The organism is Capnocytophaga ochracea DSM 7271 (assembly GCF_000023285.1).
Classification (GTDB): Bacteria; Bacteroidota; Bacteroidia; order Flavobacteriales; family Flavobacteriaceae; genus Capnocytophaga; species Capnocytophaga ochracea.
The window spans coordinates 1,742,212-1,764,767 of sequence record NC_013162.1 but is presented as its reverse complement, the minus strand read 5'-3'; the positions used below and the strand labels follow the sequence as shown (position 1 = coordinate 1,764,767).

General features: G+C 39.8%; 15 protein-coding genes. 8 read left to right on the top strand and 7 right to left on the bottom strand.

From position 1 onward, the window contains the following. Window positions 1–47: 47 nt before the first annotated feature. The 6 genes from lysS to COCH_RS12540 form a co-directional block, all read right to left on the bottom strand. Entirely contained in the window at window positions 48–1,736 is a 1,689-nt protein-coding gene (gene lysS, locus COCH_RS07450; protein ID WP_015782600.1) for a lysine--tRNA ligase, read from the bottom strand. Window positions 1,737–2,127: 391 nt separating this feature from the next. After that, window positions 2,128–3,453, bottom strand: coding sequence for a sodium:proton antiporter NhaD (nhaD, locus tag COCH_RS07445; RefSeq protein ID WP_015782599.1), 1,326 nt, complete (start codon window positions 3,451–3,453; stop codon window positions 2,128–2,130). A gap of 71 nt (window positions 3,454–3,524) precedes the next feature. Beyond that, the gene (locus tag COCH_RS07440) at window positions 3,525–6,455 is read right to left on the bottom strand and encodes a glycoside hydrolase family 3 N-terminal domain-containing protein (protein ID WP_015782598.1); all 2,931 of its coding nucleotides are present in this window, start codon (window positions 6,453–6,455) and stop codon (window positions 3,525–3,527) included. An 88-nt stretch (window positions 6,456–6,543) separates the two neighbouring features. After that, on the bottom strand, window positions 6,544–7,920 hold the full coding sequence (locus COCH_RS07435; RefSeq protein WP_015782597.1) for a sigma-54-dependent transcriptional regulator: 1,377 nt from the start codon (window positions 7,918–7,920) through the stop codon (window positions 6,544–6,546). Window positions 7,921–8,888: 968 nt separating this feature from the next. Further along, on the bottom strand, window positions 8,889–9,065 hold the full coding sequence (locus COCH_RS07430; protein WP_015782596.1) for a hypothetical protein: 177 nt from the start codon (window positions 9,063–9,065) through the stop codon (window positions 8,889–8,891). Window positions 9,066–9,100: 35 nt separating this feature from the next. After that, window positions 9,101–9,262 carry a phosphinothricin acetyltransferase gene (locus COCH_RS12540; protein ID WP_081432982.1) on the bottom strand — a complete coding sequence of 54 codons (162 nt, stop codon included), beginning with the start codon at window positions 9,260–9,262 and terminating at the stop codon, window positions 9,101–9,103. A 592-nt stretch (window positions 9,263–9,854) separates the two neighbouring features. Here COCH_RS12540 and COCH_RS07420 point away from each other — a divergent pair. The 7 genes from COCH_RS07420 to COCH_RS07390 all read left to right on the top strand — a co-directional run bounded on the left by COCH_RS07420 (window position 9,855) and on the right by COCH_RS07390 (window position 18,448). Then, complete coding sequence (locus COCH_RS07420) at window positions 9,855–11,084, top strand: 3-phosphoshikimate 1-carboxyvinyltransferase (RefSeq protein ID WP_015782595.1); 1,230 nt, start codon at window positions 9,855–9,857, stop codon at window positions 11,082–11,084. Between the two features lie 228 nt (window positions 11,085–11,312). Beyond that, window positions 11,313–11,627 (top strand): HU family DNA-binding protein, encoded by a 315-nt coding sequence (locus COCH_RS07415; RefSeq protein WP_002670816.1) that lies wholly within the window; start codon window positions 11,313–11,315, stop codon window positions 11,625–11,627. 187 nt (window positions 11,628–11,814) lie between these two features. Next, a complete protein-coding gene (locus tag COCH_RS07410; protein ID WP_002670818.1) occupies window positions 11,815–13,359 on the top strand; it encodes an Rne/Rng family ribonuclease in 1,545 nt (514 codons plus the stop codon). 57 nt (window positions 13,360–13,416) lie between these two features. Next, a complete protein-coding gene (locus tag COCH_RS07405) occupies window positions 13,417–14,100 on the top strand; it encodes a uroporphyrinogen-III synthase (RefSeq protein ID WP_015782594.1) in 684 nt (227 codons plus the stop codon). 226 nt (window positions 14,101–14,326) lie between these two features. Continuing rightward, window positions 14,327–15,625 (top strand): PSP1 domain-containing protein, encoded by a 1,299-nt coding sequence (locus COCH_RS07400; RefSeq protein WP_041546778.1) that lies wholly within the window; start codon window positions 14,327–14,329, stop codon window positions 15,623–15,625. Beyond that, window positions 15,612–16,100: a gliding motility lipoprotein GldH gene (locus tag COCH_RS07395; protein ID WP_009409915.1), complete on the top strand. Its 489-nt coding sequence runs from the start codon at window positions 15,612–15,614 to the stop codon at window positions 16,098–16,100. Before COCH_RS07400 ends, COCH_RS07395 begins: the two co-directional genes overlap by 14 nt. Window positions 16,101–16,129: 29 nt before the next feature. Next, on the top strand, window positions 16,130–18,448 hold the full coding sequence (locus tag COCH_RS07390) for a penicillin-binding protein 1A (RefSeq protein ID WP_015782592.1): 2,319 nt from the start codon (window positions 16,130–16,132) through the stop codon (window positions 18,446–18,448). 142 nt (window positions 18,449–18,590) lie between these two features. On the opposite strand, the gene COCH_RS12185 is transcribed toward COCH_RS07390, so the two are convergent. Continuing rightward, complete coding sequence (locus COCH_RS12185; protein WP_167524722.1) at window positions 18,591–18,734, bottom strand: hypothetical protein; 144 nt, start codon at window positions 18,732–18,734, stop codon at window positions 18,591–18,593. A 747-nt stretch (window positions 18,735–19,481) separates the two neighbouring features. Here COCH_RS12185 and COCH_RS07385 point away from each other — a divergent pair. Further along, window positions 19,482–22,547, top strand: a complete 3,066-nt coding sequence (locus COCH_RS07385) for a SusC/RagA family TonB-linked outer membrane protein (RefSeq protein ID WP_015782591.1) — start codon at window positions 19,482–19,484, stop codon at window positions 22,545–22,547. Window positions 22,548–22,556: the final 9 nt, after the last annotated feature.

Sequence of the window (22,556 nt, the reverse complement as noted above, 5' to 3'; positions counted from 1 at the left end):
GTCCAAGGACTCTGACAAAGTCTATAATTTGCTAATTTTCAAATTCGTTAATTTGCTAATTCCACAAACAGTTCTTCTCCTTCTTTTACTACCTTTGCTACTTTCTTACTAGTAAGACCTTTAATGGCTTTATCCCATTTCTTGTTAGAAAATGCTGTTTGTGTTTTGAGAGCATCTAAAAGCAGTCTCTCTGAGGTTTTTAAAAGCTCAAACACTACTTTCTCGTCTTCCGAAAGCTCTACTTCTTTCTTCTCGGGGCGCATTTGTGGGAAGAACAATACTTCTTGTATACTCTCATTGTTGGTAAGGAACATTACGAGTCTGTCCATACCGATACCCAAACCTGAGGTAGGTGGCATACCGTATTCAAGAGCACGCAAAAAATCTTGGTCAATAAACATCGCTTCGTCGTCGCCTTTTTCTGAGAGTCGCAATTGTTCTTCAAAGCGCTCACGTTGGTCAATAGGGTCGTTTAATTCTGAATAAGCATTGGCAATCTCCTTACCGCATACCATTAACTCAAAACGTTCAGTAAGGTCGGGGTTGTCGCGGTGTTCTTTGGTCAGTGGCGACATCTCTTTGGGGTAATCAGTGATGAAAGTAGGCTGAATGAAGTTGCCTTCGCATTTCTCACCAAATATTTCATCTATCAATTTGCCCTTGCCCATCGCCTCGTCTACTGCAATACCGATAGACTGTGCAAAGGCTCTCAATTCGTCTTCTGTCTTCGCAGTAATGTCAAAGCCTGTGAACTGTTTAATAGCATCAGTCATCGTAAGGCGTGGATAAGGAGCTTTGAAATCTACTGTATGTTTACCAAAGGTCGCCTTAGTAGTACCATTAACCGCCATAGCGCAATGCTCAATCAAGCGTTCAGTGAAGTCCATCATCCAGTGATAATCTTTGTAAGCCACATAAATTTCCATAGCCGTAAACTCAGGGTTGTGAGTTCTATCCATACCCTCGTTGCGGAAGTTCTTAGAAAATTCATACACTCCGTCAAAACCTCCTACAATAAGACGTTTTAAGTAAAGTTCATTGGCAATACGCATATACAGCGGAATGTCCAACGCATTGTGATGGGTGATAAACGGACGTGCACTAGCTCCCCCTGGTATAGCTTGTAGTATAGGTGTCTCTACTTCCAAATAACCTGCATCGTTAAAAAACTGACGCATAGCATTGAAGAGTTTAGTGCGCTTGATAAACACTTCTTTCACTTGTGGATTTACTACCAAATCTACATAGCGCATACGGTAGCGTTGTTCAGGATCGGTGAAGGCATCGTGTACTTTACCATCGGCATCTACCTTAGGCATAGGTAGCGGACGTAATACTTTTGAAAGTAGCGTAAAGTTCTTTACCAACACAGTTTTCTCACCCATTTTAGTGATGAAGAGTGTTCCTTCAGCACCTATAAAGTCACCTAAATCCAATAATTTTTTAAACACCTCGTTGTAAAGCGTTTTATCATCGGTAGGGCACATCTCATCGCGGTTGAAGTACAATTGCATCGTGCCTTCACTATCTTGCAAAGTAGCAAACGAGGCTTTTCCTTGTACACGCAACGACATTAATCTACCGGCTACAACCACTTGTTTACCTTCTTCATAATGGTTGGCTACGTCCTTAGAGGTAGTATCAACCGGATATAATGGAGCGGGATAAGGGTTTATCCCCAATTCTTTCAATTTAGAGAGTTTTTCTCTGCGAATGATTTCTTGTTCTGATAACATCTTTTTTAATGATTAATGCTTAATGATAAATGATTAGTAGCTAGTGATTAATTGAAATACTTTTAGGGTGCAAAAGTACGGCGTTTTTTTGACTTACACAATAGCATTCGCAAATAAACACGATGTTCATATTTAAAGTTTTAAGAGTCTTCTCTCTTACAATCCTATTTATTCTGTAAAACAATTCTTCATAATGTGCTTTTGCTAGCAAAGATACTAAGTTATTTCTAAATGTGAACACTGTGCATTGACGTACTTTTATATTCTCTATACACCTCTCATAATACACAAAGAGAGACTAAAAAGTAACTATGCTGATGTTCAGCTATAAAAAAGACTGCCTAAATATAATTCTTTAGGCAGTCTTTTGTATATAATGTATCGTTTTATGCTATCCAAAAACGTGTAAAGCTTCAAAGCTTACCAAAGTAAGATAACCTAACACAAAACCTAAAAGGGCTATCCATAAGATGTTTTTCACATACCAAAAGAAATTAATCTTCTCCATACCCATAGCTACTACCCCCGCAGCCGAACCAATGATAAGCAAGCTACCTCCTGTACCAGCCGCATAGGCAATGTAGTGCCAAAGACCACTATCCATAGGTTCTTGGAACATACCCATACTAGCCGCTACTAATGGTACGTTGTCTATTACAGCAGAGGCAAAACCTAAGAGCAAAATTACTACGTTTGTACTTGGGATAGTCTCATTCAATGTTTGTGCAAAGTTGAAAAGCGTACCGATAGTTTGCAATGAAGCCACTGCCAAGAGAATTCCTAAAAAGAATAGTATGCTCGAAAATTCGATACGTTCTAATGCACGATGAATACTGAATTTATCCTTATCGGTTGATGAAAGTTCCCTGATAGGTTTTAATTTTTCAGAAATAAACCACATAGTAGCCAGAGCAAAAAGCATACCTATATAAGGAGGTAAGTGTGTAATCGATTTAAAAATAGGCACAAAGATAATAGAGATAAAGCCTATTACTAACACAGGCATACTGCTCTTGTAAGTAATACTCTCTTCGCTGTTTGAAGTATCTATCTTTCCTTTGAATACAGGTAAAAACGAAGCGACAAACAAAGGTACTATCAAGCATACAGTAGCAGGAATAAATACGTATTCTACTAATTTAGCAGCGGTTACTTTGTTTTTTACCCAGAGCATAGTAGTTGTTACGTCACCGATAGGAGACCAAGCCCCTCCTGCATTGGCAGCGATCACAATGAGGGAAGCATACCAAATGCGCTCTTTTTGGTCAGGTATGAGCTTACGTACAATGGTTATGAGAATAATGGTAGTAGTAAGGTTGTCGATAATAGCAGAGAGAAAAAAAGCAATAATGCCTATAATCCAAAGCAATTTTACTTTGCTTCTGGTGCGAATCATCCGCTTGATGATTTCAAACCCACGGTGCATATCAATGATTTCTACAATGGTCATTGCACCGATTAAGAAGAAGAGTATTTCGGAAGTTTCAGCTAAGTGATGTCGTAGTGCTTCATCAATAGCATTACTGTTGTTAGCTATATCTACGGGTACTAACACTCCGTTGAGCACTTCTAGTACATCAAGGTTAAATACTTTAAGTATCGTCCAACAGATGACAGCCATAGCTAAGGCTGAAATGGTTTTGTCTACCTTTATTTGGTGTTCGGTAGTAATACAAAGATAGCCAATGAAAAAAATGGCAATAATCCACGCTTCCATATAATAAATTCTATTTTAAAAATTAACGTGGCGCAAATGTACTAAAACTTCTCGTTATATACCAAATCTTTTTAAAAGTTTTTATTCGCAGATAGGGCTTGGTACACCACTCCTTGTATCTTTTGGCGCACCAATCGGTTTACCAAAAGTTTATTGTCAGAAGAGGGATAAGTGCGGTTCGAGAGGATAACTATTACTATTTCATTAGTGGGGTCAGCCCACGCAAAAGTACCCGTAAAACCGGTATGTCCAAAGCTATCCATTGGCACACAACCACAAGTAGGACCTGATTTGCCTAACTGTGGCTTATCAAATCCTAAACCTCGACGGTTACCTTCTGGACAGTAGTTACAAGTGTTGAAGATTTTTATAGCCTGAGGTTGCAAGAACCACGTACCACCGTAATACCCTTGTTGGAGGTACATTTGCATCACTTTGGCTACATCGTCGGCAGTTCCAAAAAGTCCTGCGTGTCCACCAACCCCTCCTAAAAGGGCTGCTCCTTGGTCGTGTACGTACCCTCGAAGCTCCTGAGAACGAAAGGTCTTTTCATCTTCGGCAGGTGCAATATTTACAGGAGAGAAGCGTTGCAAAGGAAGAAAAGTAAGCTGGTAGGCTCCTAAACCTCTATAAAAGTGCTTCTGAACGATTTCTTGTAGGGGCTTCTTGTTTTTTTTTTCTATGTACTTCTTGAAATAATAATAAGGGAGGTCGCTATACAAGTACTTTTTATCTTTGATAAGTTCACTCTCGTCAATTGTTTTATAAATACTGTCAGCATATCCTTCTCTAAGATATAAGTCTTTGGCTACCTCAGTAGGGAAAGAATCACTTTTGGTAGTGCTGTAATACTCAGGCGAAGGCTTTTTATCAATGTCTAAGGTTTTTCGGTAAAAAGGAATCCACGACTGGAACTGAGCATAGTGCGAGAGCACATCTTTCATTACCAAATCTCCCTTGTTTGTATGTTTGAGCTTGGGTAGCAAATCCTCAAAAGTATCTACGGGTTTGAAATCTCCACGCACATAAAGACGCATCAATTCGGGAAGAGTAGCCAATATCTTCGTAAGCGAAGCGAGGTCGTAAATAGTGTTGTCGGTCACTTTATTGGCTGGATTGTAATCTAAAGTACCAAAATTCTTGCGATAAACTACCTTTCCTCTTTTGGCAACCAATACTTGCATCCCGGGTGTCATCTTTTGTGCTACAGCATCAAGAGCAATACTGTCTATCTCTTTTAGTTTAAGAGAATTGAGCCCCACGCTTTCAGGTAAGCCGTAAGCTAAGCGTCCTATTCTGGGAGTAGCAATTGAAGTGCCTACGGGTAAGTTAGGGTGTGCTGTTACAGGCAAAACTCCTTTACCCTCAATAGCACCAAAGATGAGCTGAGCGGCTTTCTCTTGGGCTACTTTGTTATTTTGGTAAGCAAATACAATAGCTTTAATAGGAGCTATATTTTTCACGTCGAGCATCGCATAGGGGCGAGTAAACACTGCGAGGATTACCTTTTTTTTCTTAGCAATATGCTCTAACCATTTCAGTTCGTTCTCTGTAAACTTGTATGCGTCCCAAGGGGTCTTATCTGGTTTGTGCAACCCGATGATAATCGTGTCAAAAGGTTCAACTGCTTCATATAGCTGTGCCTCATTCTTAGGCTCAATAAGCACGGTCTCTGCGTATTTGCGTAAAGTGGAATAAAACGCCCAACCACTGTCGTTGCCAAACTTCACATAGGCTATTTTGCGCTTGTCCAAGTCTTTTATAGGCAGTATATTTTCCTTGTTTTGCCCTACCGTAATCGCATTTTCAAACAGTTCCTCAGTGAGCAAATCGTCTTCTATTGTGTGCAAGGTAGAGGTTACAGTGCTTTCGTCTAGCTGTTTAAAAGATGTGAGCCCCACTTTGTATTTAGCCATTAGTATTTTCTTTACTGAATGTGCTAAGCGTTCCTCACTGATGCGTTTGTTCTGGTAGGCTTTCTTCATTGCCTCAAAACCCTTAGCTACATTAGCTGGCATCAGCAAAATATCGTTACCCGCCAAGAAGGCTTCTACTTCCACTTCGCCTACGGGCAAGTATTCCGATACCCCTTTCATACCAAGTGCATCGGTAAAGATAAGCCCTTGATAGCCTAATTTCTTTTTGAGTAAATCAGTGATAATAGCACTTGATAACGAGGAAGGTAACCCTGTTTTAGGTTCTAAGGAAGGAATATTGAGATGCCCTACCATTATGCTCGCTATTCCTTCTCTGATGAGGGCTTTAAAAGGGTAAAGTTCTACCTCGTCAATACGGTTAGCAGCGAAAGATACAAGCGGTAAAGTTTTATGAGAATCTTTAGAAGTATCACCGTGACCAGGAAAGTGTTTGGCACTGCCCAGCACCCCTACCGACTGCATTCCGCGAGTAAAAGCAAGCCCTTTTTGGGTTACATTCTCTTTATCCTCGCCAAACGAACGATTTCCTATAATAGGGTTATTCGGATTTGTGTTAATATCAATATCAGGAGCAAAGTTAAACTGCATACCCAATTGCTTGCAGTGTAACCCTATACGTCTACCGGTACGTTCTACAAGATAGTTATCTTTGATTGCCCCAAGGGTCATATTCCACGGGTAAGCATAAGTAGAGTCCAAGCGCATCGCCAATCCCCACTCGGCATCCATTGCCATAAAAAGCGGAATTTTAGAGAGTGCTTGGTATTCATTGGTGAGCTTTGCCTGACGCTTCGGTCCTCCTTTGGAGAAGATAATCCCTCCAATGTAGTATTTCTTTATGAAGTCTTTTACCTCTTCGGCTTTTTTTGTGCCTATATGGCTTGAAAATACCGATACCATAAACAGTTGCCCAATCTTTTCATCAAGGCTCATTTTGTTATAAGTGTCGTTCACCCACTGCTGTTGCGCTTGGGCATCGGTAGTTGTTAAAGGAGATTTATTTTGGGCAAGTGTAGTAAATAGTGATAAGTTTAAAAAAGTAATTAGTAAATAAGTCTTTCTCATTTTTTAAGATAAAAAGTAAAAGGTAAAAAATAACAGATAAGAGGCGTTTTACTTGCCTTTTACCTTGTTACCTCTTACCTCTTACCTATTAAAATTCGTCTATGTTATAGGCTTTAAGTTTGTTGTAAAGTGTTTTACGTGTAAAGCCTAACAGCTTAGCTGCTTCTGTTTTATTATTATGGGTCTCGTGTAGCGCACTAATAATGAGTTCACGCTCGTTTTCTTTGGTTGAAAAAGAAAAACGCTCTGTAGGGAAATGGCGTGTTTCAGTAATTACAGGCTCTGGCAACTCATTTTCGGTAATATAATCACCTTGTGTGAGTAGGGCAGCGCGTTTCACCGTGTTCGATAGTTCGCGCAAGTTACCTCCCCAAGTGTATAAAAGCATCTTTTGTACCGCTTTTTCAGTAAACCCTTGTACGTTCTTATGTAGCTTTTCATTTGCTTTTTCCAAGAAGTATGAAGCAAATATCATCAAGTCGTCTTTGCGCTCACTTAGCGAAGGTACTTTTATCGAAAACTCGTTCAATCGGTGATAAAGGTCTTCGCGAAACTCTCCTTTTCCTACTGCTGCCAATAAATCTTCGTTGGTAGCTGCCAATACACGAATATCAACTTCTATTTCCTTAGAACTACCAATAGGTTTAATACGGCGCTCTTGTAGGGCACGTAGCAACTGTATTTGGTTGTCATAGCTTAGGTTTCCTACCTCATCAAGGAAAATAGTACCACCATTTGCTTCTTCAAAGTGTCCTTTTTTATCGGTAATTGCTCCCGTAAACGAACCCTTTACGTGACCGAAGAACTCACTCGATGCAATTTCTTTAGGAATGGCACCGCAGTCCACCGCAATAAAAGGCTTGTTACGACGCTCACTTTTCAAGTGAATAGATTTGGCTATCACCTCTTTACCCGTACCACTTTCACCGGTAATGAGTACCGACATATCCGTAGGGGCTACCAAACTGATAAACTTATTCAGCTTTTTAGAAGCGGCACTTACACCTTCTATATATGAATTTTCGTTAGTAACAACAGGCTGAGCAGCTTTGCCAGGGCTGTTGTACGCCTTCACATTTTCCTTCTTAGGTAACGAAGCCGTACGCGTACTGCTTTGCGCATTCTTAATAACATTCAGTACGTCCTCTTGTTGGAACGGTTTCGATATATAATCAAAAGCACCCAATTTCATTGCCTCTACCGCAGTCGATACTTCCGCATAGCTGGTCATTACCACTACAGGCAAATCTGGATATACTTCTTTCACCTTTTTCAAGAAATTGATACCGTCACCATCGGGCAGACGTAAATCAGTGAATACTAAACTTAGCGATGCATTTAGGCTTTTCTCCGCTTCTTCTAAATTATAACATCTTACTACTTCATATCCATTGCGCTCCAAAAATTTACCTAACATTTTGGAGAAAACTACATCATCTTCTACTAAAAGAATTGGATTCTTCATACTTTATATATGTCTTTTTAAATTAAAAAATATATTGTTTTTTGCTGCTTCCTCACTTATCATCATATGATAAAAATATGAACATCAGCTTTGTGCGTTTAAAAAGCGCTCTTTAAAACAGGACAAAAATTTTGCAAATATACAAAACTTTTCTAATAAACATACTATATTAATAAAAAAAGACTTTCTTTTTTCAAGAAAGTCTTTCTTCAATGCATATAATATAAATACTACTACTAACTCCCAATATTTGTTAGTACTTTAAGCTAGCTTGGCTAAACTTAAAGGAATGTCTTAAAATAGTTTAATAAATGATTGTGTTTAAACAATTAAAATTTTAGCAATGTTCTTAATATAAAAGTTGTTTCCCAACAACACAATGAAATGAAATTTAATTTTTAACAACAGTTTTGTTTAATGATTCTTATCTAACAATGTTTCTTTTAGCAATTTTTTCAGTAATTTAATTTTTAACCATTTTCTGTTTGTGACAAATCATTTATTTTATTACTATGCACAATAAGTTTTATCAACTTACGCCTACTATATAGAAAATTCCGTGCCAAAATACCGAAAATCTGTTCATAACTACATTAAAACACTTATTATCAATATAATAAGTTATTAACAACCTGTTGATAACTTGTTAGTATCCCGTGCGTAACCTGTATACAAAGTGTGTAGTTATACACAAAACGTGTAAATATGTAACTTTTTACACACTATCATTCCTCAATCCAACCCCTCCTATACAATATCATCTCCTCCCCTTCTCTTCATCTTATTTTCATCTTAACCTCAATTCAACCATCAAATTCATCTCACAAGTGCTACTTATCCACAAGTCTGAGTGTACAAAAGAACTATTTTCTCCACTACCCTTCTGCCAATTCACTACTAACTGCCCGTGCAGCTCGTCTCTACCCGTCGTGCTACACCCTCACATTACCTTCACCATTCGTCTCTCGCTATTCGTCATTTCTTTGTTTTCCCTTCGCTACATTCCCCCTCTCCGAAGTAGCCAGCAATAGCTGGATATATGCTCCGCGATAGCGGAGTATGTGTAAAAGGTGAGGTTTGTCACCTTTTCCAGCTTGTCCCCCTTCGGGGGTTCGGGGGCTTACCAAATAAATGACTCGCCACATTCCCCCTCTTTGAGAGGGCTAGGGGGAGGTTTCTTTCACTTCCCCGTCACCACACTCTCCTTTTCCGAGGTAGCCAGCAATAGCTGGATATATGCCCCGCGAAAGCTGGGTATGTGTAAAGGGGGAGGTTTGTCACCTTTTCCAGCTTGTCCCCCTTCGGGGGTTCGGGGGCTTACCGAATAAATGACTCGCCACAATTTTCTCCTTTGAAGGAAGTCCGCGAGAGCGGAGTATGTGTAAAGAGGAATGTTATCCCCTATTGCCTATGGCCTAAGACCTATCACCTATTCCTCTTTCTTTCGCCTCGAAACCCCGTTTTTACCGTTTTTAGCCTTGTTGTATTATATTATGAGTCAACTATTTATATACCCTTTCTATACCAATCGTCCAAGATTCGTATAAGCTTCCTATAAGCTCTCTATAAGCTCTCTATAAGCTCTCTATAAGCTAACCCCACCCTCCTTACACCCTTTTTTCACCAAAATTCCTCTCAACTCCCTTCCGAACTTTTCCGTTTCCTTCCGAATCCTCCTAACAGTCTCAACACATCGCTTTTCCATCTCAAACTTTGCCAAAGGTGCGAGCCTCACAGGCAAAAACTTTGGCAAAGTTAATTATGGCATTATTGGCATTCCTGGTATTTTTGGCATTCCTGGTATTTTTGGCATTCCTGGTATTTTTGGCATTTTTGGCATTTTTGGCATTATCAACATTATTCCCTACCTTTGCACCCTATTAAACACCTATCGCGCATTAACCATTAACCATTAACCATTAATCTTTTACCTTATGAACATACAATTACCTCATTCCACATTACAGTCAGGAAAACATTTGTTGCTCTCAGGCTCCAAGTCCGAAAGCAATAGAGTGCTTATATTGCAAGCGCTCTTCCCTGAACTCACTGTGCAAAACCTCTCCACTGCCGATGATACCCTACTGCTACAACAAGCTCTTAGCTCTCACACAGAAGTTGTAGACATTCATCACGCAGGTACTGCAATGCGCTTTCTCACCGCTTATTTTGCAATACAGCAGGGCAAAGAAGTGCTTCTCACAGGTTCTCCCCGAATGAAAGAAAGACCCATAAACCTATTAGTAAATGCATTACAACAGTTAGGTGCCGATATTACATATACTGAAAAAGAAGGATTTCCACCTATATATATAAGGGGGAAAAAGCTTATTAACAACGAAATACATATCCAAGGTAACGTCAGTAGTCAGTACAGCTCAGCTTTATTGCTTATTGCTCCTGCTTTGCCTAACGGACTCACTTTGCATTTGGAAGGCGAAGTTACCTCTCTGCCTTACTTAAAAATGACTACCAATCTCTTAGCTCATTGCATAGGACAAGAGCAAGTGTTGTTCAAAGCTAATACTATAAAGGTAAACACAATGAACGGAAAAAACTTACTACATAACAGTTGGGAAGTAGAATCCGATTGGTCTTCCGCCTCCTATTGGTATGCTTTTGTCGCCTTATCGCCCATAGGCACCACCCTTTCATTGTCCTATTTTAAATCGCATAGCTTGCAAGGTGATAGTGCCTTAAAAACTATTTATGAGTTTTTTGGAGTGCACTCCTCATTCAAAGGTAATGAATTAACCATTGAAAAAGTAGCTGAACCTCAACAAAAGCGTTTCGAGTATAACCTAAATGCCACCCCCGATATAGCACAAACCATTGCCGTTACTTGCGTAGCAATGGGCTTAGAGTGCCATTTAACAGGCTTACACACTCTTAAAATCAAAGAAACCGACCGTCTTCAAGCACTACAAACCGAACTGAGAAAGTTAGGAGCCGATGTAAGTACTACTCACGACAGCTTGCATTTAGCACCTTGCCCACACTTGCGCTCTGGTATTAGCATTGCTACCTATAACGACCATCGAATGGCAATGGCTTTCACACCTTTGATGCTAAAAACTAACCTCGAAATAGCTGATAAAGAAGTTGTGAGCAAATCCTATCCTTCTTTTTGGCACGACGTAGCACAGCTTACAGTTAAAAGATAATTGTTAAAACTTATTTTCAATCAGTAACATAAAAATCTACCGCGATATAACAAAAGTATATTTTAATTGTAAAATATTAGAAAACAGTGTTTTAAACAGCTAATTATCAGATACTAAAAAATAAAAAATAAAAAAAGTTGTTCTAACATAGTGTTTATTAAATAATTAATTTGTACCTTTGCACGCTGAAAGGATTTAGAGAATATTATTAATAAAAACAATATAAAGATGACAAAAGCAGAAATTGTATCAAAGATTTCCGACAAGTTGGGTCTTGATAAAAACGACGTTCAACTAACGGTTGAAAACTTTATGAACGAAGTAATCAACACATTAGAAAGTGGTCAAAACGTATATCTTAGAGGCTTCGGTAGCTTTATTATCAAAACTAGAGCTGAAAAAACTGGACGTAACATCTCTAAGAATACCACTTTGAAAATTCCCGCTCATAACATTCCTGCCTTTAAACCTGCAAAAGTATTCGTTGAAGGAGTTAAAGCTAAGGTAAAAGTAGCTAAAACTGATAAAAAAGCGAAAAAATAACATTGTATTAATAAATCACAATATATTAAATAATTAAGTTATGCCAAGCGGAAAAAAAAGAAAAAGACATAAAGTGGCTAACCACAAACGCAAAAAAAGAGCGAGAGCTAATCGCCACAAAAAGAAAAAGTAGTTTTTAACTACTTTTTCGCTTTAAAGTAGTATTGTTTAACTAAAATCCAACAAAGTGGACAAAGAATTAATCATTCGTTCTGGTTCCTCTTACGTAGATTTTGCTTTGCTCAGAGACGGTAGGCTCATCGAACTTCATAAAGAAGAAGATACTAACGGCTTAGGAGTAGGAGATATAATGCTCGCTAAGGTGCGCAAACCTATACAAGGGCTCAATGCAGCTTTTGTAAACGTAGGTCACGAAAAAGACGCCTTCTTGCATTATCACGACTTAGGCCCCCAATTAGCTTCTCTACTGAAGTTCCTTAAATGGGTAATCTCAGGAAAACTAAAAGACTTTTCTCTTAAAGATTTTCCCTTAGAACCCGATATCGATAAAAATGGTTCTGTAGCCGAAACACTTAAACCTAATCAACCTATACTGGTACAGATAGTAAAAGAACCTATCTCCACCAAAGGTCCTCGTATCAGCTCAGAACTCTCTATCGCAGGTCGTTATCTCGTGTTGGTTCCCTTTTCTGACCGCATTTCTATCTCTCAGAAAATAGAAGGTAAAGCCGAGAAAGAACGCTTGCGTAAACTCTTGCAAGGCATTAAACCCAAAGGTTTTGGTGTGATTGTACGCACCGTAGCCGAAGGTAAAAAAGTAGCGGAACTCGACAAGGATTTGCAAAGTCTCTTCAATCGTTGGGTTTTGATGTGCCGAAAAATTCAAAAAGCGGTTTTTCCCTCTAAGGTAATGAGTGAAGTGAACAAAACGGGGGCTATCCTCCGCGATATGTTCAACGATTCCTTTACAGGTATTCACGTAGATAATGAGCAACTCTATGAACAGATAAAAAAATACGTACAAGAAATTGCTCCTGAGAAAGAGAATATCGTAAAACTCTATCACTCATCAGTGCCTATATTCGAAAAGTTCCATATCGAACGACAAATCAAAACGGCTTTCGGTCGCACCGTATCGATGCCAAAAGGAGCTTACCTCGTAATAGAACACACCGAAGCCTTACACGTGATAGACGTAAACAGTGGCAACCATTCCAATAAAAATAACGACCAAGAAACCACCGCGCTATCCGTAAACCTCATCGCTGCTACCGAAATCGCACGACAACTCCGATTGCGCGATATGGGTGGTATCATCGTTGTCGATTTTATCGATATGGGCAATAGCGAAAACCGCCGTGTATTATTCGACCACTTGCGCAACGAAATGGCTGAAGACCGTGCTAAACACAAAATCTTGCCTCCGAGCAAGTTCGGTCTGATACAAATCACACGCCAGCGAGTGCGCCAAGAACTAAACATCAAAACAAAAGAAGAGAATCCAAGCAAAGAAGGCGAAATCGAAGCGCCTATCGTTCTAATTGATAAAATCAATATAGAACTTGAAAGCATTATTAAGGAGGAAGCCTATAAAGGACGCATCGTGCTAAATGCGCACCCTTTTATAGCTGCTTATTTAACCAAAGGGCTCTTTAGCTCTATCCGTTTCAAGTGGTTCTTGAAATACAAGCGATGGATAAAAATCCTACCGCGCGATGCCTATACTTATTTAGAGTATCGCTTCAAAACCAACGAAGGAACCCCTCTTTAACATTACCAAACTCGGTGCGTAGCAATACTCACCGAGTTTTTTTATTAAATAACAAATATGAAAACCATCGTCTCTACAAAAGTCTTATCCCAAGAACAGAAAGCAATCCTTTCAGTTCTTCCTATACACCTCATCGAACACAACTTTATCACCGTAAGCCCTATAACAATGAGCCTCACACCGCCCTACGACTTGCTCATTGTTACCAGTCAAAATGCAGTGAAGAGCCTATCAAGACACCCTTTGGCAACTACCTTAAAAGAGACTCCTGTTCTTTGTGTAGGTGAGCAAACTCAACAACTACTCACTCAAAACGGTTTTAATGTATTGCATTTTGCCCACTATGCCTCTGATTTGGTTCAACATTTACAGCAAAACTTAGCTTCCTTAAAAAAACTTACCTCTATCGCATTCTTTGCAGGTACTCAACGCCTTAATACCCTCCCCAACTTCTTTGTTGAAAACAATTTAAAAGTAAAAGAAATCACCGCTTATAAAACTGAATATACTCCTATTGAGATAAAAGAGAACGCAAGTGCTATTCTCTTTTACAGTCCGTCGGGAGTAGAAAGCTACTGCTCGTGCAACACCCTCACAGCTGAACAACAAATATTTTGTATAGGTAAAACTACCGCCGAAGCCGTAAAAAACAGATTTAAAAACCAAACTAAAAATATAATCCTCTCTCCTATTCCTACTGTAAAATCTCTTTTAGAAATACTGTCTATAAAGCTAAAATAACAGACTATATTAAGGTAATAATCCTAAAAATAAAGAAAATAATCACTAAACATTGTTGCTCTAATTATATTTTTTTGTATTTTTGCCGATTGAGGTAGTATGTTACCTAAACACTATTAACATAATAAACAGGAAAATGAGTTGCAATAGTTGCACAATCAATCATACAAAAAAAGGGTGTATATCCAACTGTCGAGCCAGTAGCTTTGGGAGTGTAAAGCTCTCAGTGTTCGATTGGCTTGCTAATACTCAATTAGCTGGTGGACAAGAGTTTTTCGACTGCGTGGAAGTACGTTTTAAAAACAGTCGGAAGGAATACTTCCGCAATGTAGACAAGCTCCCTCTGCAAATAGGAGATGTCGTGGCTACCGAAGCTCCCTCAGGTCACGATGTGGGGGTAGTAACGCTCACAGGTGAGTTGGTGCGTTCGCAAATGAAGAAGCGAAAAATAGATTGGGAAGGCGACTTGCCCCGCGTATACCGCAAAGCCAATCAGCACGATATAGATGTATGGCAACAGTCACGTGCCAAAGAGATTGAAGTACAAAAACAATCACGCGAGCTAGCTATTGCCTTAGGACTCGAAATGAAAATCTCAGATGTCGAATTTCAAGGGGATGGCTCTAAGGCTACTTTCTATTATACAGCTGAAGGACGCGTAGATTTCCGCCAACTCATTAAGGATATGGCAAAAGCCTTTTCAGTGCGTATAGAAATGCGCCAGATAGGTTTCCGTCAAGAGGTAGCTCGCTTGGGCGGTATAGGCTCTTGTGGACGCGAATTGTGTTGCTCTACTTGGCTTACCGATTTTAGAAGTGTTTCTACTTCGGCTGCCCGCTATCAGCAACTCTCTTTAAATCCACAGAAATTAGCAGGGCAATGTGGTAAGCTAAAATGTTGCTTGAACTTTGAGCTCGATACTTATTTAGATGCTCTGCAAGACTTCCCAAGAACCGATACAAAACTCCATACACAACGCGGTATGGCTACTTGTCAAAAGATAGACATCTTTAAGCGATTAATGTGGTTCACTTATGATGAAAACCCTATTACTTGGCACAAACTATCTGTAGATAGTGTAAAAGAAATCTTAGAAATCAATAAAAACGGCGAACCTATCGAGGAACTCGAAGAATACGCCATTATAACCGATTTGTCTTCTCGTAAGAGTACCTCAGTATACGAGGGCATTGAACTCGCTCCGGTAGAAGAAGATAGCATCACCCGTTTCGATACTCCTAAGCGTAAAAAGAACAAACGCAACAATAAAGGAGGTCAAAAGAATGCTAAATCTGCTCAAAGTAACAATAATAACTCCTCTAAACAACTGAAATCACAGTCCAATCAAGGAGCTAAGAAAAACAATAACAATGCAGAAGTAGCAAACGAAAAACAAGCTCAAAAGCCACAAGCGAAACCTAAAAATACTCATTATACCAATGGGAATAACAAAAAGAACCCTAATTATAAAAACAAACAAAAAGTTAATAATAACGACAATACACCGAAAGATGAGAATTCTTAGCCTGCTAACCTTCTTTACCTTGCTTATTTCTTGCCATAGTGGGGTGGAATATAGCCAATATGTTTCCCTACCCAATGGTTGGGAACAGCATAAACCTATGTTTTTTGAATTAGAAGAAAACGACACAGTAGCAAAGAAGAACCTTTTTATAATGCTCCGAAATGACGAACATTATGAGTTCAGCAATCTGTTTCTCATTACTAAAATGGAATTGCCTAACAGCAATAAAGTAATTGTAGACACTTTGGAGTACGAAATGGCCACCCCCGAAGGTAAATGGTTAGGCTATGGCTATTCAGCCGTAAAAGAGAGTAAATTGTGGTATAAAGAGAATTTCACATTCCCTACTAAAGGTAAATATCTCATAAAAATAGAACAAGCAATGCGAAAAATAGGCGATAACAATGGCGTGCCTGTGCTCAAAGGAATTACTGAAGTAGGATTAAGAGTTGAGGAAGTAAAAAACAGAAAGTAAACTTTCATTGATAAACTAATAAATAAGATATGAAAAAAACAAACGACACAGAAAACAATAGTGAAACCAAAAAGGGTATAAGCCCCGTCGTAAAATGGTTTTGGTATATCTTTGCTGGTGGAATTGTAGCAATTATGTTGCTGTTCTTATCAGCGTCTTTGGGACTATTAGGCGAGATGCCTGACTTCAAACACTTAGAAAATCCCGAAACCAATTTAGCTACCGAAATAATTACCGCCGATGGTAAATCCTTAGGAAAATTCTATTTAGACGAGAATCGCACTCCTATTAAGTTTAAAGATTTGCCCAAATCATTAGTCGATGCGCTTATTGCTACTGAAGACGAACGCTTTTATGAGCATTCAGGCATCGATGTACGTGGCACCTTGCGCGCAATGTTTTTCTTTGGTAGCAGAGGAGGGGCTTCAACTATTACCCAACAGTTGGCTAAACAGCTCTTCCATAAAGAAAAGAAAAGAGGCTTAGGGCGTTATACTCAAAAGATAAAAGAATGGGTTATTGCTACTCGTCTCGAGAAACAATATACCAAAGAAGAAATATTGGCAATGTACTTTAATGTCTACGACTTTAATAACAATGCCGATGGTATACGCTCAGCTGCCAAAATTTACTTCGATAAAGAACCTAAAAACCTCAAGATAGAAGAGGGGGCAATGCTGGTCGGAATGTTTAAAAACTCCGCTCTTTATAATCCAGTGAAAAATAAAGTAGGCGTCACCAATAGGCGTAATGTAGTACTTGCCCAAATGGCAAAGAACAATTACATTACTCAAGAGGAAAAAGACTCTCTACAAAAACTGCCTTTAAAAATTAAATTTACCCCTGAGAGCCATAACGACGGTTTGGCTACCTATTTCCGCGAATACTTGCGCACTTATATGAAAACCTGGATTGAAAACAATCCTAAGCCAGACGGTACCAAGCACAACTTATACCTCGATGGACTAAAAGTCTACACTACTATCGATTCTAAGATGCAAGCCTATGCTGAGGCTGCCGTTAAAGCTCATATGCAACGACTACAAAAGGCTTTCGACGCCGAAAATAACCCTAAAAAGAACCCTATGTTCCCTTTCGTGAAGGTCTCAAAAGATGAGTACGCAGCCCTGATTGAAAAGGCAATGAAAAACTCTAATCGCTGGGCTCACTTAAAGTATTTAGGCTATTCTGAAAAGGAAATCCGCGACTCTTTCTATAAAAAGACCGATATGCGCGTATTCAGTTGGAAAGGCGAGAAAGACACTGTAATGACCCCTCGCGATTCTATACTGTACTACAAGGCTTTTTTGCGCACAGGAATGATGTCTATGGAACCCCAAACAGGGCATATCAAGGCTTGGGTTGGTGGTATTAACTACAAACATTTCCAGTACGACCAAGTCATACAAGGAGCTCGCCAAACTGGGTCTACCTTCAAACCTTTTGTTTATGCCACAGCTATTGACCAGCTTCACTATTCTCCTTGTTTAGAGTTGCCCGATATACAAACTTGTGTAGAAGCCCATAAATATGGTAACCTACAAGCGTGGTGCCCGCGTAACTCCACAGGTAACTTTACCGGTAAGATGATGACTCTCAAATATGCATTAGCAAACTCTGTGAATTCTATTACGGTGAATTTAATGGATAAAGTAGGGCCTCTTCCTGTCATTAACTTAGTGAAAAAGTTAGGAATTACTTCCAATATGCCTCAAGCTCCTTCCATCGCCTTAGGTACTGCCGATGCCACTGTTTTCCAAATGGTAGGTGCTTACGGCACTTTTGCCAATGAAGGCGTATATGTAAAACCTGTACTGATTACCCGTATTGAAGATAAAAACGGTACAGTACTCTTCGAAAATACTCCTGAAACGCACGATGTAGTAAATGCCGAAGTAGCTCGTGCGGTAGTAAATCTTTTGGAAGGTGTTACTCGCTACGGTTCAGGAGCGAGATTACGTACCAAAGGAGCTGATAGTTACAACACTGTATATAAAAATGTGATGACTGGCTATCCTTACCAATTTACCAATGCCATAGCTGGTAAAACCGGTACTACCCAAAACAACAGCGATGGTTGGTTTGTCGCAATGGTGCCTAATCTTGTAACAGGCGTATGGGTAGGGGGCGAAGACCGTGCAGTACACTTCCGTAGTATGGCTTATGGACAAGGGGCTACAATGGCTCTACCTATTTGGGGATACTATATGAAAAAGTGTTATGCCGATGCTGACTTAGCTGTTTCCAAAGCTGCATTCCCTGCACCTCAGAATGTACAAATCCAAATAGATTGTAGCAAGGAGAAAGAAGAAGACTCTGGAGAAGACGATACCTCTATCGATTTTTAATCATTAAATATATTAAAAAAAGGGATACTTTCGCTTTTGCGTTGGTATCCCCTTTTTTTTGCATTGATAAATACAACCGAACTTTCTTCATATCCCTATCTTAGCTTTAACTTACCTTCACTTTTTCTTCGTCTTTTGTTCATCATTTGTTCGTCTTTTGTTCGTCTTTTGTTCGTCTTTTGTTCGTCTTTTGTTCGTCTTTTGTTCGTCTTTTGTTCGTCTTTTGTTCGTTGTAGAGCCACTGTAGAGCCACTGTAGACCCACTCATTGTTCGTTCTTTGTTCATTCTTTGTTCGTCTTTTCTATAAGCTCTCTAAATCTACATTATTTAATTCTCCCGCCCCCATTTGCTAATTTGCTAATTAACTCATTTACTAATTTTATCCGCCTGTGTATCTCGTACCGTCATTTCTTCGTCATTCGTCTCTCTTCATTCGTCCCTACACTCCCCCTTTGAAAGTAGCCAGCAACAGCTGGGTATGTGTAAAGAGAGAGGTTTGTCACCTTTTCCAGCTTGTCCCCCTTCGGGGGTTCGGGGGCTTACCGAATAAGTGAGTCGCTACATTCCCCCTTTTCCGTCATACTCCCTCCTATTGCCTATGGCCTAAGGCCTATTGCCTATTCCTCTTTCTTTCGCCTCGAAACCTCATTTTTAGCACTTTTTAATCGTTGTATTATAGTATTAATCAACTACTTATACACCCTTTCTATACCAATCGTCCAAGATTCGTATAAGCTTCCTATAAGCTCTCTATAAGCTAACCCAAGCTCTTTTCAACCAAAAAACACTTTTACTGGTTACTTATAATTCCTTTTTATTTCCTTTTATAAAGTCCTTGTGCTTCTATTCTGTATATTTTTCGTAACATAAATACTACGATATTTCTTACGTTGAGCTCACGTTAACTTATTGATTACTTACGTTTTTACCAGAAAAATAACTTTTAGTAAAGAAAAATGTACAATAAGTAAAGTGCTTTTTGTTAAGTATTCCTTAATTTTGTCCCAAAGAAAAAACTTTAAATTTTATATAATGAAAAGCATCATTAGCATTTGTATTTTGCTGTTCAGTATCCCAATGCTGGCGCAAAAAGTAACTATTACGGGGGTAGTTACCGATGAAAACAAACAACCCCTCCCTGGTGCAAGCGTTGCTATAGAGCACGCGCATTCAGGTACGGCTACTGATTTTGAAGGGCACTTCTCCCTAAGTGTAGCTCCTACCGATAAAATAGTAGTGAGCTTTATGGGCTATCGCTCCAAAACCATAGCCGTAGGTAAAACACGTACTTTCAATGTATCTCTCGAACCTGAGGTCACTCAGATTGATGAGGTAGTGCTTGTAGGGTACGGTACACAGCGCAAAAGCGATATCTCTACGGCAGTAGCTTCGGTGAAGATGGCAGATATTGCCCAAAGCAGTCCGTCGCAGGTATTGCAAGCGTTGCAAGGTAAAGTGAGTGGGGTGCAAATCATCTCTTCCGATGGTTCTGCTTCCAGCGGACTCACATTTAGAATTCGCGGGGTGAACTCCATCACAGGAGGTACGCAACCGCTCTTTGTTATTGATGGGGTGCCAATGCCTACTCAAAGGGTAACCAACACCAATGAAGATGTGGCTACCAATCCGCTACTCAGCTTAAACCCTAACGATATCGAGTCAATGGAAATCCTCAAAGATGCCGCCGCAGCAGCTATCTACGGGTCTAACGGTTCTAATGGGGTAGTGCTTATCACCACCAAAAAAGGAAAAGAGCTCGCCAAACCAAAATTCAATTTCAGTTATGCAAGTTCTATTGATATGATGCCTAATATCCCTTTGAAGGTGCTCAGCGCTGAAGATTACGCTCACAAAATGCTTGATTATGGCACTTGGGGCAATCAACCTCAAATAGACTTTTGGCAACGAATGATTGCCGAAAAAGGCTGGAATCACCCTGCCGTAAAAGATTGGCTGAAAGAAGTTACCCAAACAGGTACCAAAAACGAAGCTAACGGTAGTATCACGGGTGGTACCGACCAAACCCGCTATATGCTTTCAGTGGGTTATCTGAACCAAGAAGGACTTATCAAGCGTTCTGCTTTCAACCGCTTCACTTCTCGTCTCAACCTCTCTCAGAAGATTAACGATAAGATGAATGCAGGTATCAACCTCTCTTATGCCGTTTCTAAGGATAAAAATCCCGTAAGCGATTGGTCTCAAAATGGAGTGGTTCTCAAAGCTTTGCAAACTTCTCCTTTCTTAGACTACCCTGGTTTTGGTACCCTGATGAGCTATCCTAACATTCGTACGATGAGCCCTAAGGTAGCGGTAGACCAAGTGGATATCAACACCAAATACAACGAGCTCAACGCCAATGTATACCTCAGCTATCAACTGCTTAAAGATTTGACTTTTAACACCAGTGCTTCTTACCGTTTACACACTATTGGTCAAGACCGTTTTTGGGGACCTGACACTTGGTTCGGACAGTCAGAACGCGGACGTATGGAACTCTCTCATCGCAATGAGAACAGCTGGGTATATGAAGCCCGTTTGCAATACTCTAAGAGCATCAATAAACACTATTTTTCTATAATGGGCGCTTTTGAAGCCAATAAGTATTGGACAGATTATACTTACAATAAGTCTACTAACTTCGAGGATACCAAACAAGGTATTTGGGGTATCAACCAAGGGTTAGTAACCTACGCACCTTTGTACACTTATGATGGCAACCAATTGGTATCGTACATCAGTAGGGCTACTTATAGTTATAACAACAAGTATGTGCTCAACGCTTCTTTGCGTGCTGATGGTTCTTCTAAATTTGGTAAGAATAACAAATACGGTTACTTCCCTGCCGTTTCTTTGGCTTGGAATGCTCACGAAGAAGACTTTATCAAGAAAATAGAAGCTATTTCCAACTTGCGTTTGCGCGGTAGTTTCGGTATGACAGGTAACAACCAAATCCCATCTTACCAATCTTTAGCACAACTCGCTAAAAACAAAGTAGTATTGGACGGTAACAAAGTGGAAATCGGTCGTTATACCAGCAATATTGCTAACGACAACCTTAAATGGGAAAGCCAAAAGCAATACAATATCGGTTTAGATTTGTCCTTCCTCAAAAACCGTTACACCCTTTCTACTGAATTGTATTACAAACGCATAGACGATATGCTTTTGGAAGTGAATATCCCTTCTACTTCGGGATTCCAAAAAGCGTGGAAGAATGCAGGTTCAATGGAAAACAAAGGTCTCGAAGTGAGCTTCAATGCACAATGGTTGCGTGAAGGCGATTTCAAATGGACAACTGATTTCAATATTTCTTTCTACCGAAACAAAATCCTTTCATTAGACGAAGGTCAGTATCAACAGTTTTACGACCGTGGCATCAACTCCAAAATCAAAAGTGATGTGCTCTTGCGTGTAGGTATGCCGGTAGGTATCTATTATGGTTATGTAGCCGATGGTGTATTCCACAACCAAAACGAAGTGGATAATGCACAACCAGGGCCTAACGTCGCTTTAGGCGGTTTGCGTGTGAAAGACATCAACCACGATGGTGTAATCGATACTAACGACCGTGTGCCCGTAGCCGATGTAAACCCGTTGCACACGGGTGGTATAGGTAACACTTTCTCCTATAAAGGTTGGGAATTGTACGCTTTCTTGCGTTGGTCGTATGGCAATGATGTAGTAAACGGTAATGCTTACTACCTCACAGGCACTAAGAATATCGACAATATCACACAAAGCGTTTATAACAACGTGTGGTCAGAAGCACACCCCGACCGTAACTTCCCGCTCTTTGGAGGTGGTTTCTGGGCTGAAAACGCTTTCCGTAGCGACTTGGTAGAAGACGGTTCTTTCTTGCGTTTGCAAACTGTTACTCTTAGTTACAACTTGCCTAAAGAAGTGTTAGAGCCTTACAAACTTAACAAATTGCGTGTAGGCGTTACCGGTACCAATCTTGCACTCTGGACGCGTTATTCAGGGTTTGACCCCGAAGCCAATACGGGCTATGGAACTATTGCTCGCTTAGCCCCAGGTCTCGATATGAGTCCGTACCCACGACCTACATCGGTTTTATTCTCAGTAGAAGTTGGTTTTTAAAAGATATAG